Raw genomic sequence first — 15,473 nt, 5'->3', positions numbered from 1 at the left:
CAAGCACCCCGCCACCGCCCAGGAGTACACCCTCCACACCGAGATATCGATCATGGAAGACGGGCTTGCATCCCGCTCGCCACGCTAAACGCAGCAGCGTTGGAGAAGCTGTTGTCATACCGATCATGGTGGACATCGGTTCGAGTGTGGCGACTCTGTCGGGTGATCTCTCGCTTGTGCGCGCATGAAGGCAGGGCCTCCGGTTCAGCTCATGGTTGTCGAAGCCGGAGCGCACCAGGAGGCCCTGTTGTTGCAGTCTTACGCTCTCGTGCGGGTGGAGTCCAACTGGGCTGCCCCATCGTGTGATTGCCTCGCTCACCGGTTCGGGAACGCGGGTGATCGCCCTGGACGTGCACCGCGCTATCCGTCGGACATGACGGACGCGGAATGGGCCCTCGTGCGCGACTGTCTGCCGGTGCCACTGTGGCTGGAGGGGCGGGGCGGGCAGCCGGAGGCGTACTGCCACCGACAGATGTTGGACGCTGTTCGCTATCTGGTGGCGGGCGGCATCACCTGGCGAGCGATGCCGGGCGACTTCCCGGCGTGGGACCGCGTCTACGCCTTCGCGCGGCGGTGGCGTGTGAAGGGCTTGCTCGCGGAACTGCACGACCGGTTGCGCGGCCTGGTCCGCGAGGAGGCCGGCCGCGATCCGGAGCCGACCGCGGCGGTGATTGACGCGCAGTCACTGCGGGCGGCGGCCACGGTGCCGGCGGCCACCCGCGGCTACGACGGGGCCAAGAAGGTGCCGGGGCGCAAGCGGCACATCGTGGTCGACTGCCTGGGGCTGCTTCTGGCCGTGATGGTCACCGCGGCGAACGTGACGGACCGGGACGCCGCGATGCCGCTGCTGGAACGTGTCCGGGCCCGCTGTCGCAGGATCGTCCTGGTGTGGGCCGACGGCGGCTACGCGGGTCGTCTGGTCGGCTGGGCGAAGCAGCAACTGGGGCTCGCTCTGGAGATCGTCAAGCGCAGCGACGACGCCTCGGGGTTCGTGGTGCTGCCCAGACGCTGGGTGGTGGAACGCGCGCTGAGCTGGCTGATGCGCTCGCGGCGCCTGGTGCGCGACTGCGAGAGGCTGTCCGCCGTGCATGAGCGGATGGTGCTGTGGTCGATGACGATGCTCATGAGCCGCCGGCTGGCCCGGCGGCGAGCGTGAACCGTCCCGGGGTGGGCTCGTCGGCCCAGCCCCGGTCGGCCAGCCGCTTCATCTTCGATCGAACTCCTTCCACATTAGCCGGAACCGGCTCCAGTCCGAGTACGGCAGTGATCTCCTGACAGGACATCACTGGCTTCCCGCCGGATGCTTGTTCGGTGAGCGTGGCGAGGATGCGCTGGTAGTGGGGAGCGAGCGCGTCCGTGGAAAGCGCGGGACGCCACACCGGGACGATCGAGCCCGATCGCGCGGCCCTCGGCAGGGGAACCTCGGCGGGCGCGTTCGTCGCGGGCTCCGACCCGGAAGACTCACCGGCTTCCGGGCCAGCTTCACCTGCCTGTCCGGGCCGCGGCCCGGACAGAACCTCGCCAACGCGCTGCCGGGCGATCAGCCACTCGTGCCAGGCCGTCTCCGCTTCGGCGAGCTCAGCGAGTACCCGGTCCGCCACCTCCCGAAGCTCCTCCACGCGCTCACGCGCGGCCAGCTCCCGCTCCTCCAGGAGACCCACCACCGACGCCATCCCGGCACCTCCACCAACGAGACAACCCAACGGCCCGAGCATGCCTCGCCATGCCGGCATCATGCCTGAACTGCGGAAACCCGCCGATCAAGTTCGGTACGACAACGGCTTCTGAACCCCTCAACTGGGGCGTTCGGGGGTCCTCGTTTCACCCGTTGCCGACACGGTCTTGAACTTCGGAGTGAACGAACGGTGAGGGCACGGCTCCTTCCTTTCCATGCTCTCCACGATGGACATCATTCTTCCGGGCGCCGAAGCCCTTGATCTCAGGTGTCCGTGAAAGCGGATCAGGCTCAGGCGAGGCTGACTCTCTCTGGCGGCGCCTTGCCTCAAAATGATCACACGATCGGGTGGCGAACATCTGCATGATCAGGCGGGCGGGGCCCACAGCGCACTTCGCGCTGTGGGCCCCAGTGGGTTGTTCGGCAGGTCAGGGGTTGACGGGGAGGGCGGGGGTCTTCAGGGCGGGGATGCTCCAGGTCTGGGCGGGGGTGGCGTTGCAGTTGAAAGCGATGAGGCGGGTGCCTGGGGTGATGTCGTTGCCGGGCAGGTCGAGGCAGTGGTTGGAGCCGGGGTTGTAGAGGCTGCCGTCGGCGCGGGGGATCCAGACCTGGTTCCAGGATCCGGGGGTGCAGTTCCAGAGGCCGACGGCGGCGCCGTTGGCGGTGCTGGCTCCGCCGATGTCCAGGCACATGCCGCGCAGGCTGACGGTGGCGTTGGCGGGGTTGACGGTGAGGCTCTGGGCGGGGCCGTTGTTACAGGTCCAGATGGCGATGCCCTGGCCGGTGTCGTTGTTGGGGACGTCGAGGCAGCGGTCGCTGGCGGCGTGCCGGACGGCGGTGGCGGTGGCGGGGGGGTTGACGGCGGTGTTGTAGGCGGCGAAGTTGCTGACGCTGCCGTTGAAGCTGGTGGTCTGCTGGCCCTGGTACTGGTAGCGGCCGAGGACGAGGTTTCCGCTGGGGGCGGGGCTCTTGGCGGCGTCGTGGTAGGCGCTGCCGGCGAGGGTGCCGTTGACGTAGAGGCTCATCTGGCCGGTGGCGGCGTTGTAGCTGGCGGTGAGCTGGGTCCAGACGTCGGACTTGACGAGTGCGGCGCTGTTGGTGACGGTGGTGTAGTCGTAGGGCCAGTTGTTGTCGTCGGCGTGGGCGAGGGCGAAGCGCCAGGCGCCGCCGTTGCCTTCGCTCCAGAGGAGGAAGCTGCTGGCGCGGGTGGTGTTCTGGCTGGCGATGACGTTGCCGGTGCCGGTGGACTTGGCCCAGGTGCTGAGGGTGAAGCTCTGGCGGGTGTCGACGACGGGCTTGTCGGTGGTGGCGGAGGTGGTGCCGTTGAAGACGGCGACCTTGGTGGCGCGGCCGTCGACGGTGTCGTTCGCGAAGGTGAGGTTGCTGGGCGTGGCGTTGTAGGTGGTGGGGTTGGCGGTGGTGTCGCCCTGGAGCTTCCACTGGGCCTGCGGGGCCTGGGTGTTGCCGCGGTAATGGTCGCCGTTGAAGCCGGTGACGACCTTGTTGGTGACGCTGCCGGGCCAGGTGCGCAGGTTGCCGGAGCTGTCGAGGGCCCACAGGTCGGGCACGCCGTCGCCGGTCACGTCGCCGTCTGCGCCGACGGTCGGGAAGTCGGTGGTGGTGACGCCGGCGCCGATCTTGGGTGTGCCGGCGGGGGTGACGGCGGTGACGGTGGTGTACTCGCCGAGGCCGTCGGTGCGGGTCTGGGTGGTGAGGGCGTACTGGAGGATGTCGCCGGCGGTGCGGCCGCCCGTGGTGGTGCGGGCGCGGGCCCACAGGGCAGGGGTGACCGGGGTGGTGCCGGCGGGGTCGACGGCCAGGGTGTTGCCCGGGACCATGAGGTCGAGGGTGTCCCAGCCGCCGGTGGCGACGAGGTTCGGCGCGCGCAGCGTGTGGTTGGGCTTGACCGGGTAGTACCAGAGGTTGCCGGACTCCACGGCGAGGAAGCCGGTGGCGTCCTTGACCTCGCGGTTGGGGGTGCGGGTGTCCTTGGCCGAGCCGATCGGGGTGATCTGGCTGGTGTTGTGCCAGTCCTCGTCCTGCCGGTAGCCGGGGCAGGCGGTGCTGTCGCCGACGCAGTTCGGCCGGTCGAGGGTGGCTGCGGTGCCCAGGGTGAAGCGGCCCGGGTCGGACTCCGAGTTGGCGTAGTAGTAGAGCTGGTCGCCGCCGTCGCGGTGGACGAACAGGTCGTCGGTGTTCTTGCCCGGGTCACGGGAGCCGCGGTGGGTGACGTGGAAGTCCTTCCACGTCCGGCCGGTGCTGACTTCGGGGGCCTGGTTGGCGGGGGCGGCGGTGCCGGTGGGCGGGACGCTGGTGTTGCCCGGGTCGGTGGCGCGGCCGTGGGTGATCAGGTTGCCGGCGCTGTCCGGGACGAGGATGTCCGGGTTGGCGTCGCCGGTGGTGTCGCCGAAGGCGACCGGACCGGGGGCCCAGGGGACGTAGAAGGAGTACGACATCGTCTGGGAGGCGTTCCCGGCGCCGTCGAAGACCTGGGCGTACAGGATGTTGGTGCCCCAGTGGGTGGGCCTGGTCCTGATCTCGCTGAGGTTCAGCGTGCGGCTGCCCGGGTCCGGGCACTTCTGCATATAGGTGGCCAGCTGCGGGTCGTAGCCGTAGCGGACGCAGACCACGCCCGAAGCCAGCAGGCCGGAGGGGTTGGGGTCGTAGGCCGTGAAGGGGATCGAGCCCTCCTCGCCGAGGCGCAGGTTGGTGGTCTGGCCGTTGCCCGACGGGGGGAACTGGGTGGCCGGGTTGGTGAAGGTGCCGAACGCGGCGACCGGCGGGGTGGTGTCAACGGCGAAGTGGCAGACGGCGGTCGCCGGCCCGCGGACCAGGCCGTCGTCGCCCTGGGCGGCCCAGCCGTAGGCATGGCCGTCCTTGAGCGTGGTACGCGGGACGGTGTAGGAGGCGCGGCTGCCGTTGGGCACGAAGCCCGACCAGCCGTTGCTGACACTCGGGGCACCCGGGGAGGAGTCGTCCCAGATGTTGACGTACTCGGTCAGCTGGGACTGGTTGTGGCTGCTGACCACCGAGGTGAGGTTGACGGTGGTGTCGGTGATCCAGCGGTAGGAGGAGACCGGCACGTTGCCGCAGCTGTCGCTCTCACCGTCGAGGACGCTGCGCGGGGCGGGGGAGGTGCGCGGGTCACCCGGCTGCAGGGGGACGTGGTCGTACTCGGTGGACAGGACGGCGTCGTAGCCGAAGCGCTTGAAGCCCATCTTGTCGCCGCTGCCCTCGCTGCCGACCAGGGCGAACGCCAGCGGCGTCCCGGTGTCGGCGAGCGCGTTGCGCATCGGGGCGGTGACGTTGAAATCGACGGGGATGTCCGGCTTGCACGCGGCGTTCGTCCCGTTCCCGGGAACGTTCTTGCCGTCGACCCATTCGTAGGTCTTGTGGCTGTTCCAGGAGATGGAGCCGTCGAAGGCCCCGGCCCGGTAGAGGTTCACCGGGTACGTGGTGGTGCAGGAGTAGTCGGCCGACACGTACTGCGACACCCGCAGGTTCGCGTAGTTGATGACCGTGTTGGGCAGGTAACCGTTGAGGTTGAACTCGTACAGCGCCCGCTCGACACCCTTGGTGGTCTCCCAGCCCTGGTAACCGACACCCGGGCGGTCACGGTCCGCCGGGCCGGTGCGGTCGAAGTTACCCACCCCCGGGTAGCCGGACTGCACCCAGGCGTGGTGGCTCTTGCCCCGGGCGTCGTTCGACCACGACGGGTCAACGTAGATCGGATAGCTCGTGTTGGCGCCGTCCAGCAGTTCCGGGCTGGGCGACAGCCGGATCGCCCCGACACCCTTCGCGTCGGTGGCCGCGGTCACCGGGACGTCGGCGACGGTGGCCTTCGGACCGGGCCCGTCCGCGCTGCTCGGCGCATCCGGCTCCTGGCGGGTCGCACCAGCGCCCTCGCCCGACGCAGACGGCGCGGGAGCCGCCTCCCGTGCGGTGAAGGAGGCCTTCGCGGCAGCCCCGTTCGCCGCGGGGGCCGCGGCGGACCACATCTGCGGCTTCGGCGCCGTGAACACCTCCTGACCGCCGCTGACAGCCTTCAGACTGCCGTCCGCGTTGGCCGACAGCTCCACCCCATTGGCCGTGGCGGGGAAGTTCAGCGAACGCACCGCCGGGTTAGCAGCGGCGGCCGGGGTGTGCAGCACCAGCACGGTGCTGTACCCACCGAACCGGTCCGCCGTCACCTTCAGGTCCGTGTCCGGCGCCACCGACGCGAACAAAGCACTGTTGCCACTCACCACCGGAACCGGCAGCGCACCACCGAACGGCGACCCCACCGCCAGCTGCTTGCCGTCCCCGGTGGTCATCGTCGCCAGCGGACCACCGCCACCGCCCGAGATCACCAGGCCCTCACTCGCCGCCGCAGGCACGAACGACCCGTCAGCACGCTGAACCAGCATGTCGTCCAGCGCCGTCCACGACCCGTCAGCCCGCTTCACCCGCTGCGCGTCCATGTGCTGCTCCTGGCGGAGCCGGCCGGCGGGCGTGGCAACGGTGGTGCTGAACTCGTCGGTCAGCGACGGGATCGGCACATCCTTGCCGGTCCGCTTCGCCTCCGCGATCGCCAGCTCGGCCGGCCGCGGGTCCAGAAGCTCGCCCGCGTGCTTGGCGTCCCCGGCGTCGACCATCGCCTGAGGATCGACTGGATCGCCCATTGCCGAAAGTGGAGCCGCCGCGAGCAGGCCTGCCGTCAGGGCCAGTACGGCGGCGGAGGACTTCGCGCGCCTACCTCTCGCGCCCCTCTCGATTGTTCTCCGCGAGACCGGATTGTTATTCAGCCACGTTGATCTGATATGCACGCGAGTTCCTGAATTTATGCCTCGTTGCGCGGGTATGCGCAGAGATCAGAGCCACGCTTCCAGGTGGGGGACAAGGCGGTCAAGAGATTTCGGGAGGGCGGAGGGGCCAAGCGGGGATAAGTCACCCATAGAGGGCGGTGTGATGTGTGACACATGGATTGCTGCGCCCCTACCCATAGGCCCTCATGATTCGTGGCCAGTAGAATCCTCCAGCCCATGGCATGCTCTTGTGCTGGTAATGATTCGTCAACTAGGATGAAACATTGATAGTTAATAAAACTGCCAGACCGTCTGTAGGTGGTCTCCGGCGAGCAGCGAGCGTTGTCGCCCTGGCGGTGGTGGCCTCGCTGCTTGCCCCTGTGGCGGCTCAGGCTGTCGCCGAGGACCCAGACTTCTCACGAGTGTGGTTGCCGCCGGACACCCCGCTGCCGACGACGCCGTCGGTCAAGGCAATTCAGGCTGACCGGCCTTCGGAGGTGGCGCCGCACTATCCCGTTCCCAGCCGGACGAACGACCCTGCTCCGCAGGTCGCCGTCAAGGAGGAGAGCGAGACTATTGCGCTCTCTGAAACAGCGACCCGAGCGGGAGCTCTGCCCGTCTGGGTCAGTGCCGTTGGTCAAAGTAGCCAGACCTCGGGCTCGGTGACGGTGGTACAGGCCGATAGCCGCACTGCGGTAGCCGCCGGTGTGAACGGCGTTCTCCTGTCCCTCAGCACTGACGTGCCTGACGGCAAGACCGAGGTCAGGGTCGCCCTCGACGCTGACGCGCTCAGCGCCCGGATGGGAGCAGACTTCGCTTCGCGTGGCCGTCTGGTGACCATGCCAGCGTGCGCCCTCCAGACACCGGAAATACCTGCTTGCCTCACCCGCACCCCCCTCGCGGCCACCTACGATCCGGGCAGCAAGCAACTCGTCGCGAGCGTTGACCTGCCAACAACAGGATCCATCACTGGACCGACTTCGTCGGCAGGCATCACAAACGCGTCATTCTCAACCGCTTCCCCCTCTGCAGCTGTTTCAGCGTCAAGCCAATCAGTGCCCGTCGTTCTGGCCTCGGAGACCGGTGCGTCCGGTGGAGGGGGGACGTACAGTGCTACGAGCCTGTCCAGTTCCTCGGGGTGGGCCTCCGGGGGTTCCTCCGGGGGGCTGACCTACAGCTACGGGATCCAGGTCCCGCCCGCGCTGGGCGGCTCCGCCCCCGGTGTCTCCCTGGGCTACAACTCCTCGTCGGTGGACGGCAAGACATCGTCGACCAATGCGCAGGCGTCCTGGATCGGGGACGGCTGGGACTTCAATCCCGGTTTTATCGAGCGCAGTTACCAGCGGTGTGACAAGGCGGGGATCACCGGCTCCAGTGACCTGTGCTGGGGCGGTTTCAACGCCACCCTGTCGCTGGGTTCGCACTCCGGGCCACTCGTTCGGGTGTCGAAGAACGCGGTGTCCTCGGACGACGCCACCGGCGTGTGGCGGCTGAAGGAAGATGACGGGACGAAGGTCGAGTTCGGCACCGGTGCGGCCAACGGCACCGACAACGGCGCCTACGCCAAGGTCACCGATACCTCCGGGACGGTCTACTACTTCGGGCTGAACCACCTGCCCGGTGGTGACAAGAGCGACCCGGCCACCAACTCCGCCTCCACCGTGCCGGTCTACGCGCCGAACAGCGGGGACCGGTGCTACGACGCGGCCAAGGGCAAGGCGTCCTGGTGCCAGATGTGGCAGGGTCTCTCGCTGGACTACGTGGTCGACGCCCACGGCAACCTGACCACCTACACCTGGGCGCCGGAGACCAACTACTACTCCCGCGGCGGCGTCCAGAACAACGGCACCGGCACGCCGACTGCCTACACCCGGGCCAACACCGTCACGCGGATCGACTACGGCCAGCGCCTCAGCGAGCAGGTCGCGGCGAAGGGCGCCCTCCAGCCCGCAGCCCGGGTCAGCTTCACCACCGCCGAGCGCTGCCTGGAAGCCGGATCCGCCTGCGATCCTGCCAACCGCACGGTCGCGAACAAGAACAACTGGCCCGACGTCCCCGTCGACCAGGAATGCAAGGCCACGGGCACCTGCACCACCGCCGGCCCCACCTACTTCACCACCAAGCGGCTGACCTCCATCAGCACCCAGGTACGGGTCAACAACGCCTGGCAGGACGTCGACGCCTACGAACTCAAGCACTCCTTCCCCGACCCCAGCCGCTCCGCGAACCAACAGCCCCCGCCGGACCCTGTCGAAACCACGAGCCAGAAGGCGCTGTGGCTGGACTCGGTGCAGCGCACCGGCAAGACCGCCAGCCCCAGTGTCAGCACCCCGCCGGTCACCTTCACCCCGGTGATGCTGCCCAACCGGGTCGACGGCACCGACCTCGTGCCGGCGCCGCCGCGGATGAACCGCGCGCGCATCCAGCAGATCCGCAACGAGACCGGCGGCGTCCTCAACGTCGACTACAACCTGCGCGACTGTTCCCGTATCAACCACGTGATGCCGACCGCCGAGGACGACAACACCCGCGCCTGCTACCCCGTCCGCTGGTCCCCGCCCAACTCGGTCGCCGAAGCGGACCCCGTCCTCGACTGGTTCAACCACTACACCGTCGCCTCGCTCACCGAGAACGACTTCGCCACTGGCTCCCCCGCCAAGATCACCAGCTACACCTACGGCCCGGCCGCCTGGCACCGCGACGACAACCAGTTCACCGACGCCAAGGCCCGCACCTGGGGCGACTTCCGCGGCTTCGCCACCGTCACCACCACCGTGGGAAGCGGCAACGACGGCCCCAAGACCCAGACCCGCACCACCTACCGTCAGGGCATGGACGGCGACATCCGCAAGAACGGCAACCCCCGCAGCGTCCCCCAGCTCACGGACGCCCTCGGCCGTAATGTCACCGATGTCGACTGGCTCTCCGGACAGACCCTGCAGACCGAGACCGTCGATCTGACCAACGGGACAGTCGCAGCGCAAGCCGTCAACAGCTCCAGCGGCGAGTTCGAGACCGCCAGACAGCCGCGAGGCAGCGGACTGCCCGACCTTGTTGCGCGATACGCAGCCACCACCACCAGCACCGTGTTGCGTGCGCGTAAATCCGACAACAGCTGGCGCACGGTCACCAAGACCATAGAGAGCGACCTGTACTACGCCAACAGAGTAAAGGCGTCACTCGATCAGGCCGACGATCTGCCGGACCTCTGCACCCGGACCAAGTACGCCGCCGGCCCCGACCCGCAACGCACCGATCAGGTTGCCGAAACCCTCACCGTCTCTGGTCCTGGCGCCTGCACCACCACGCCCACCTCGGCAAATACCGTCTCGTGGGACCGCGTACTTTACGACGGGCTGCCTTACGGCCAGACCGGTGCGACCGCTGACAGGACCGGCGCGCAAACCCTCGACCGCTTCGACAGCGTCGGCGCCCCCGTCTTCGTGACCGTTTCCGCCGCCGGCTACGACACCTACGGGCGTGCCGTGGCAGCGACCGACCCGAACAGCACCGACGCTCAGCACCCAGTCGGTGCCACCACCACGACCACGTACGGTTCAGCCACGCCCGGCGAACTCCCCTCAACCGTCACGGTCTCCGCGCCGATCCCCGGAAATGCGAACGGGACGTGGGACTCTGTCACCACACTGGACACCCGCCGGTCCCTGCCTCTCAGCGCCACCGACATCAACGGGAAGACCACTGCCCAAACCTATGACGCCCTCGGCCGGCTGACCGGGGTGTGGCTGCCGGGCCGCACACCAGCCAGCAAGCCCAACCCGAACCTCGGCTTCGCCTACACCGTCTCCAATACCACCGGTGTTCCGTCGACGATCACCTCATCGACCCTCACCGTGGACAGCGACACACCCGTCTACACGCGCTCAGTGGCCTTGCTCGACGGCTTCACCCGCACCCGCCAGACCCAGTCCTCACCCGCTGGCCCGGGCTATACCGGCCGCCTGATCACCGACACTCAATACGACTCCCAAGGACGCACCTGGGCCGCCAACGCTGCCTGGTACAACAAGGACTCCGGCCCGTCGACCACGCTGGTCACGGCTCCTGACAGCACCATCCCCTCCCAGATCCGAACCACCTTCGACGGTCTGGGCCGCCCGGTCACCTCGGCGTTCTGGTCCCTCGGCGCTCTTCAGAACCAGACCACCACCGCCTACCCCGGCGCCGACCGCACCGACGTGGTCCCGCCGCAGGGCGCCTGGCCCACCAGCACCCTGACCGACGCCCGAGGCCGTACCACCGAGCTGTGGCAGTACCGCACAGCCACCGCCACCGGACAAGCGCCGGACGCCACCGTCACCCGCTACGCCTACACCCCCGTCGGCCAACTGGCCAGCCTGGTGGACAGCTCAGGAAACACCTGGAGCTACGGCTACGACCTGCGCGGCCGTCAGACCAGTGCCAGTGACCCGGACACCGGCACCAGCAGCCGCACCTACGACGTGGCGTCACGACTCGCCACCACCACAGACAGCAAGGGGCAGGTTCTCAGCTACAGCTACGACATCGCCGGTCGCAAGACCGGCGTGTACGAGGGGCCGGTGACACCCGTCACACAGTTGGCCGGGTGGACGTTCGACACTGTGATGAAGGGCAAGTCCGCCAGCTCCACCCGCTACGTGGGCGGAAGTAGCGGCCAGGCGTACACCACCACTCTCACCGGTTACGACAACGGCTACCGCCCCACCGGCAGTACCATCACCATCCCAGGTACGGAGGCCGGCCTCACCTCCGGCACGTACACCTACACCACCACCGCGCAGTACGACCAGATCACCGGAAACCCGAAGCAGAGCACCGTGCCTGCCATCGGAAGCCTGCCGTACGAGGAGCTCGCGTTCTCGTACAACAGCTACGGTCAGATGTTCTCCTATGCTGGCGCGACGACGTATGACGTGCAGAGCGAGTACGACGCGTTCGGCTGGCCCCTGCGTTCGACCGTGAACCCCTGGGGCAGCCAGGTGGTGACCACCACCGACTATGACCAGGCCACCGGCCGGGTCCGCGCCCAGTTCCTCGACAAGCAGATCGCGACCCGCGGCGCGGTGCAGCAGACCAACTACACCTACAACCCCGCCGGTTCGATCACCTCGATCACCAACATCCCCGACAACACCCCGTCCGCGACCGACCGGCAGTGCTTCACCTACGACTACCTCGGCCGCCTCACCACCGCCTGGACCGACACCGGCGGCATCACCACCCCCGATCCGCTCCAGCACAAGACCCTCGACCAGGGGGCCTGCGCCAACACCACCCCCACCAGCGGCGCCGTCGCACCCGCCAAGACCACCGTGGGTGGCGGCAACCCCTACTGGCAGGACTACACCTACGACCTGACCGGCAACCGCACCTCACTGATCCAGCACGACCAGTTCGGTGACACCAGCAAGGACGTCACCACCACCCAGCAGTTCCCGGCACCTGGCACCGTCAACACACCGACCACCGCGGCCAACACCGGCGGGGGCACCGGCGGCGCCCACGCTCTGCTCACCTCCACCGTCAAGACCGGCACCACCACGACCGCCAACGGCGCCACCCAGTACGACGCGGTCGGCAACACCACCGCCATTCGTACCGGTGTCTCCGGTACCGGCACCGCCGCCCTCACCTGGAACAGCGAAGGCAAACTCGCCGCCTACACGGCGGCCGGGCAGATCACCGGCAACGGCGGCAAGTGCATCGCCACCGCCGGCGGCAGCAACGCCAACGGCACCAACCTGCAGATCAACGCCTGCACCAGCGGCGGCAGCCAGCTCTACACCGTCGCCAACAACCGCCTCGTCGTCCTCGGCAAGTGCGTCCAGGCCATGGGCACCACCGCCGGCTCGGCCGTCCAGACCCAGAACTGCGACAACTCCGCCGCACAGACCTGGACCCCGCGCGCCGACGGCACCCTCCACAACCCCGCCGCCAACCGCTGCCTCGCCATCCCCGGCGACGTCACCACCAGCAACACCGCCCTCGTCATCGGCGACTGCGTGAGCACCGTTCCGGCCGGGCAGAAGTGGACCGTCCCCAACACCACCACCACCTACCTCTACGACGCCGACGGCAACCAGCTCATCCGCCGCAACCCCGGCACCAACACCATCAACCTCGGCGGTGACGAACTCACCGTCGACACCACCACCAAGGCCCAGACCGGCACCCGCTACTACCCCGTCCCCGGCGGACTCACCATCGTCCGCAAGGGCGCGGGCACCGCCCCCGGCAGCTTCGTCGTCCAGGCCGCCGACCACCACGGCACCGGCGCCGTGAGCATCGACCTCACCACCTCCGCCACCACCCGCCGCCCCACCGACCCGTTCGGCAACCCCCGCGGCAACCAGCCCGCACCTGGCACCTGGCTCGGTGACAAGGGTTACGTCGGCGGCACCAAGGACGACACCACCGGCCTCACCAACCTCGGCGCACGGCAGTACCAGCCGACCACCGGCCGCTTCATCAGCCCCGACCCCGTCCTCGACCAGTCGAGCCCACAACAGTGGAACGGCTACGCATACAGTAATAACAACCCGGCCAATCTCAGCGACCCCTCCGGACTTGCACCCTGCGCGAAGGGGCTCTTCGACCGTGCAGACTGCGGAAACGGAGATGGACTTACCCGTACAGAATGCCACGGATTCGAAATCCATGGGTGCTGGTCAAAGAATTCCAGGGGTGAGATCTGCATAGGAACCGATGGCCCATGCGCACCCAAAGGCGTCGGGCTTGGCGGCGGAGGATCCGGGTTGTCATCATCCGAAAGGCCCGGGGGGCTGTCAGACTATTTCTGGGGCGCGGGAACCGAGGTTAGCCACGATTTGATTAACCTTGGCGGCGATATGATGAATAGCACCATTCCGGGATCGGGGAACCTTTTCAAGGGGTTCGGAAATGGCGCACTAAATCACGTAATAAATATCAATGGCGTCAAAACCAAGTCGACGAACTTCAAGCGTGGAGGAATTGTTGGATTTACTCTCGGGTTTCTCGTTGGCGGAAAGAAATCTGGCATAGGGAAGGCCGAGGCTAAGATCCTTCCGAAGCTGGAGTCGCCGCGGTCGAATATCTTCGATCGCCTATTCCCGACTTGCAGTTTCAGTCCTGAGACGCCAGTACTCATGGCAGATGGAAGTTCGAAGTCCATAGCTAATATCGTTGTTGGCGACTCGGTTCTGGCTGCCGATCAAGACGACGTCGAATCAAAGGGGCCCGAACGGGTCATCGCTCGCTGGGTCCACGACGACGAAGACCTGATCGATCTTTCCGTTCATACCGAAGCGGATGGCGAAGCCGTTATTCACACTACGGCCAACCATCCGTTCTGGGACGACACGATCCAGCAGTGGACTCAAGCCGAGGATCTCCAGGTCGGCCACCATCTGAAAGCGGCGTCTGGGCGTACTGTCGAAGTTGCGAGCCTCCATGCGATCCCCGGCCCGCGGAACATGTACAACCTGACCATCGACCACCGCCACACGTACTATGTGCTGGCGGGCGAGACTCCGGTGCTGGTGCATAACGCTGGCGGCGATGACCCGGCAATTCCGAACATTGTCCAGCAGCGAATTCAGGAAATCCTGGCTGGGCAAGCGCAACCAAGGCCGAATGGTGATGGCACCGGTCCTGACAGGTTCGAGGTCAGAACAGGAAATAACCCCACCCCTGGCGCGCACGCGCGAAAGTGGGGACCTTCGGCGCCCGGGGCTAACGACTCGGCGTTGATCTACGACATGGGTGATGGGAAAAATAAGTATCGGATTCTCGTGAACAGGTATGGTGATATTGGCTGGGTGGACAATCACAACTACAAGAACATAAAGCTATACACGCCGGGATGCTAGCGCAAAGAGATCCCGCGCGGCCTGACCGAGTGAATGAATCGTCGTAATCTTGCATGAGGCCGGCCGGGTGATTCCGGTCGGCCTCATGCGCGGCGGTAATTCAAGGGCCCTCGGGCGACTTGCTCTCAGGGCGCGGCGGCCGTCATGTTTTCTGATGCGTGGTGACGGGTTGATATTATCCAGTAGCGGTTGGGCGATCACGGGTTGCAGCCGCAAATCTGATGGTCACTCAGATTTCCTGCGAGTGCCGCGTTTCAGCTGCTGCGACCCTGCGGGTTGATGGTGGGGGAGCTAGTTGTTATTTTCGTGCAAAATCGAGTGCTTGAGAGGCTGAAATGGAGCGGATTACTGATGAGCAGATTTCGCAACTGGTCAAGTTTGTATATGCTCGAATCCTCGGTGCCGATTCACTTCGAGAAGATGAAGCCCACCGCACGGCCACTGCGCTCCGTCTGATTACAGACAAGCAGGTTGCGGCTATTCGCTACTACCGCGCCTCTCCGCCTGAAACTGCTGCGGTATCTGAGGTTCACGCGACTGCCTCATGGAACCTTCTGGTCTCTGTCGCTAAAATCTGGCGAGACCATTCGGAGTTTCCGATCGGCGCCGCGATAGAAACGTTTGAATTTGAGGCCGAGAATCCTCTTATGCCGGCAAGCTGAACATGGATCGGTCGGTGGGGTGGCCTGAATGGGTAATCGCCAGCGATTCGGCTATCCGGAGAATTGCCTCGGCGTCCCAGTCTTAAGTTCAGTCGAACTAGATCCCATGCTAGAAGCCCCGCCGAAAAATCATCGGCGGGGCTTCTGGGCGTCTTGACGGCAGTAGTTGACGGCAACGTCAGCGGACGGGTGCTGCACAAAGCGGCGGTTCGTCGCCGTCGTCGGGCCGGGTGGCGGGGGCGCGGAGGGCGTTGCCGAGGAGGTCGATGGCGTCGCGCTGGAGGCGGAGTCGGACGTGGGCGTACACGGTGGCGGTCACACCGATGTGGGCGTGGCCGAGGAGCTCCTTGATGACGACGAGTTCGACGCCCTGTTCCAGGAGGAGCGTGGCCGCCGAGTGCCTCAGGTCGTGGGTGCGCCGTGAGGCGCTGTGGTTCGAGTGGAGGTGAGAGGCCTTCGCCGCTGATCCTGTCGCAGCAGGACGGTGGAGCTGAGGGCA

Annotated in this window: 6 protein-coding genes; 3 read left to right on the top strand and 3 right to left on the bottom strand. The window is 66.8% G+C overall.

Annotation, left to right across the window (positions count from 1 at the left end; all coding sequences use genetic code 11):
* Nucleotides 1–373: 373 nt before the first annotated feature.
* Nucleotides 374–1,156 carry an IS5 family transposase gene (locus tag ACIQIB_RS38365; RefSeq protein ID WP_400763962.1) on the top strand — a complete coding sequence of 261 codons (783 nt, stop codon included), beginning with the start codon at nucleotides 374–376 and terminating at the stop codon, nucleotides 1,154–1,156.
* Here ACIQIB_RS38365 and ACIQIB_RS38360 read toward each other — a convergent pair.
* Nucleotides 1,122–1,673 (bottom strand): hypothetical protein, encoded by a 552-nt coding sequence (locus ACIQIB_RS38360; protein WP_400763961.1) that lies wholly within the window; start codon nucleotides 1,671–1,673, stop codon nucleotides 1,122–1,124. The two genes, ACIQIB_RS38365 and ACIQIB_RS38360, sit on opposite strands and share 35 nt — an antisense overlap.
* 430 nt (nucleotides 1,674–2,103) lie before the next feature.
* Nucleotides 2,104–6,336, bottom strand: coding sequence for a ricin-type beta-trefoil lectin domain protein (locus ACIQIB_RS38355; RefSeq protein ID WP_400763959.1), 4,233 nt, complete (start codon nucleotides 6,334–6,336; stop codon nucleotides 2,104–2,106).
* A gap of 1,373 nt (nucleotides 6,337–7,709) precedes the next feature.
* Here ACIQIB_RS38355 and ACIQIB_RS38350 point away from each other — a divergent pair.
* Nucleotides 7,710–14,312 (top strand): polymorphic toxin-type HINT domain-containing protein, encoded by a 6,603-nt coding sequence (locus ACIQIB_RS38350; protein ID WP_400763957.1) that lies wholly within the window; start codon nucleotides 7,710–7,712, stop codon nucleotides 14,310–14,312.
* Between the two features lie 335 nt (nucleotides 14,313–14,647).
* The gene (locus tag ACIQIB_RS38345) at nucleotides 14,648–14,974 is read left to right on the top strand and encodes a hypothetical protein (RefSeq protein WP_400763956.1); all 327 of its coding nucleotides are present in this window, start codon (nucleotides 14,648–14,650) and stop codon (nucleotides 14,972–14,974) included.
* Nucleotides 14,975–15,152: 178 nt separating this feature from the next.
* Here ACIQIB_RS38345 and ACIQIB_RS38340 read toward each other — a convergent pair.
* Nucleotides 15,153–15,473: tyrosine-type recombinase/integrase (locus tag ACIQIB_RS38340; RefSeq protein ID WP_400763954.1), on the bottom strand; the 321-nt coding region annotated here is incomplete at its 5' end.

The sequence above is a fragment of the Kitasatospora sp. NPDC092286 genome, from assembly GCF_044755565.1.
Lineage (GTDB): Bacteria > Actinomycetota > Actinomycetes > Streptomycetales > Streptomycetaceae > Kitasatospora.
Note: the sequence above shows the minus strand (reverse complement) of the source record. Positions and strands in the feature narration are given on the sequence as shown.

What these genes read in the sequence shown, in the direction of transcription:
- ACIQIB_RS38365 (WP_400763962.1), top strand. Translation starts at nt 374, where the DNA reads ATGACGGACGCGGAATGGGCCCTCGTGCGCGACTGTCTGCCGGTGCCA.
- ACIQIB_RS38360 (WP_400763961.1), bottom strand. Translation starts at nt 1,673, where the DNA reads ATGGCGTCGGTGGTGGGTCTCCTGGAGGAGCGGGAGCTGGCCGCGCGT.
- ACIQIB_RS38355 (WP_400763959.1), bottom strand. Translation starts at nt 6,336, where the DNA reads ATGGGCGATCCAGTCGATCCTCAGGCGATGGTCGACGCCGGGGACGCC.
- ACIQIB_RS38345 (WP_400763956.1), top strand. Translation starts at nt 14,648, where the DNA reads ATGGAGCGGATTACTGATGAGCAGATTTCGCAACTGGTCAAGTTTGTA.